General features: G+C 44.0%; 2 protein-coding genes. Both read left to right on the forward strand.

Annotation, left to right across the window (positions count from 1 at the left end; all coding sequences use genetic code 11):
• Positions 1-1,291, forward strand: a 1,291-nt coding sequence (locus BBG47_RS27515) for an extracellular solute-binding protein (protein WP_065294401.1), incomplete at its 5' end; no start/stop codon positions are given.
• A gap of 117 nt (positions 1,292-1,408) precedes the next feature.
• Positions 1,409-2,518, forward strand: a complete 1,110-nt coding sequence (locus BBG47_RS27520; protein ID WP_065294402.1) for a hypothetical protein — start codon at positions 1,409-1,411, stop codon at positions 2,516-2,518.
• Positions 2,519-2,802 lie beyond the last annotated feature (284 nt).

Raw genomic sequence — 2,802 nt, forward strand, 5'->3', positions numbered from 1 at the left:
CGGCTGCTTCGGCAAGAAGGAAGTGCTGGAGCCTTTACAGCCAAGCAAAATCAAGGTGATCTATCAGACTGAGGAAGCATTTGACCTGGATTATGGAAAATATTTTAAGATGAACTACCCGCAAATTGAAGTTGAAGTCATCCCTAAAATTCAGGTACTGAAAAATCTCGGGAAAATGATTATTCCAGATGAATATGATTCAGAGGTAAGGAAGTTGTTGGAGCGCTCTGGAGCAGATGTGCTATTGCTGGATCAGCAAAATTTTGGGCAATTCGCCGCCAATGGGAAGCTGTACGGTATAGAGGAAGCGATCCGGCAGGACAACTATGATATCGAAGGGTTCATGCCGGGACTGATCGATGTGATCAAAAATTTAGGCGACGGCAAGCTATATGGGCTGACTCCTGCAGTCGGCATTAAGGCTTTGCACTATAACACCGCATTGTTCCGGGAGAATCATATCGATCCGCCAACGAACAAGATGACCTGGCGGGAAGTTTTCGAGCTAGGTGCAAGATTTTCCAATATCAAACACGGCGATCGTCCGGTGCGCGGCGTTTTTTTTGATGACTTGAGAGGTGTTGGCGATTTGATGTACGATATCGCCAAGACCTACGGATTGCAGCTGTTCGATCTGAAGGGAGAGAAGGTGCTCATTAATTCCAAAGGCTGGAAAGAGGCGATGAGTCTGGCTACGTATGCAGTACGCAACAATGTGGTATATTTCGACCCCGTAGCTCAACTCGATTCGTCGCAAAACCTCTTCGACGACGGCGTGGCCGCGATAACGTTCAAAGGTGTCCCCCATGCGGGAGAAGTCGGATTTAACGCGGATAAGGCGCCGGTAGAGTGGGAAGCTGTCACGGTACCGATTGATCCTGCGGATGAATCTACAGGCGTGTACCTTGACTCTCTCTTTGCGATTGCCGCCGACTCGTCTAATAAGCGAGCTGCCTGGGAATTCGTCAAGTTCGTGTGCGGCCCGGAAATGGCTCATGCCCGTTCGAAAACGATGGACGGCACTTTGCCTTCGCGTACCGGATATGTGAAGGAATTCAAGAGCAAGAGCATGGAAGCGTTCTATATGCTGAAGGTCAAGCAGGCTGACTCCATACGGCAGAGCGGTCGTGTTCCATTCAAGTTCTTCACGCTGTTCGATGAGCCGCTGCGGGAAGAGCTGCAAGCCGTTGTCGATAACAAGAAGTCAGTGGATGAAGCGGCTGCCGTATTGGAGGCCAAGGCGCAAGAGTTGCTTATACAAGCGCGAGCAGCGTCAGGTAAGAAGCCTTAAGGAATAGTAACGTGTTCTTAATTGATGTTAATGGAATGTTATGTGGTTATTTACCAATTCCTACGCTAAAATATCTAATCGATTTTATATTCAAGTAATTACATAGGAGGATTTATCATGAATTTGAAAAAAGCAATCGTCGCAACACTGGTCGTATCCAGCATGCTGACTACATTGGCAGGCCCGATTCCTGCGGGGGCCAAGGCGCAAGAACAGAAACAATCGGATCACCGGACGATTCAAATAGATCCGAAGCTTGCTGAAAAGCTGAATCAAGCGATAAAATTATTTGCCGGGAAAGATGTTGAATTGCAGAAGGTGGGCAAGCGTGAATTAATTTATAATAAGGTTGTTGCAGGTCTGGCAGAAGTTCGATCAGTAGATGGAAAATATTGTGTACAATTTGACAGTCTTAAGGATAAGGAAATTATCTTGTGGGTAGGCGGCCAAACCACGATCGACCAAATCAGCAAGCAGCATCAAGAAGAAGTCTTAAAGTGGTTGAAAGTAATAGATGCGAAGTATGCCAAGTATGCAAAGAAGAAGTACGCCTTTGAACAAGAAGTTTGGGTGAGTAAACTAAACGTTAGAGCATTTAATCCTCTTGACAGAGTAAAGCTATCTAAGGAGAAACGGTACGAATTGAAAGGAAAAGATTTCTCCACTTTCTCAATCGATTTTGATGATGATGGTCAACTGAAAACTGATTATCTCCGTATTGATTTTGATAAGAAAGAGCTTGATCCGAAATTGCTGTCAACAGTTATAGCTGCTGCTAAGACGGCGTTTCAACATAAATTTGAAATGACAAGTGCTCAGCTTGCAGTTAATGTATTCCCAATAACGGCTCATGGGAAAAATAAAGCAGAGGCAGCGTGGGTATTTCATGATGGCAAAGTTACGGTTTATGCGGATCCCAATACAGGAGAAATAAAAGGCATGTACAATGAGTTTGGAATAAGAGTACGAGATCATAAGGGAATTTCAGAAAAAGAGGCGAAAGAAGCGGTTGCCCCGTTAGCGAAGAAATTATTTAATATCGACATGAATGGACATAGCGTGAAATGGGATGAACACAGGAAGGATTATTATTTCACCAGCAAAAATGGCATGAATGTGAGAGCAGCGCTCGATGCGAATAAAAAGATTGTATACATATGCGCCGGGAAAGCTGCTGATGCGCAGTTCGACGGTTATGTAGCAGATATGGAAGTGAAATCTAAATAAACGTTGCAAATGAACCATTTCATTATATTTTGACTCAGTATCGAATAATCCACTGGCTTCCATATGTCGGTGGATTTTTTTGTGTATTTGACTAAAAATGTTGATCCGTATCACCAATCTCATGGCGTGTATGATAATGAATTCAGAGTGTTAGAGATATGATGTCACAAATGAGCGGGTTGAAACTGTTATATATTGTAGGCGATACACCAGTGGTACGCAATGAGAATATGTAGGAGGGTTTAGTATGAATTTAAAAAAAGCAATTCTAGCGTCTATGATCG

This window comes from Paenibacillus sp. KS1 (assembly GCF_001680695.1).
In the GTDB taxonomy this organism is placed as follows: domain Bacteria; phylum Bacillota; class Bacilli; order Paenibacillales; family Paenibacillaceae; genus Paenibacillus_B; species Paenibacillus_B suaedae.

Coding starts and splice junctions, on each gene's coding strand:
- BBG47_RS27520 (WP_065294402.1), top strand. CDS start 1,409: ATGAATTTGAAAAAAGCAATCGTCGCAACACTGGTCGTATCCAGCATG.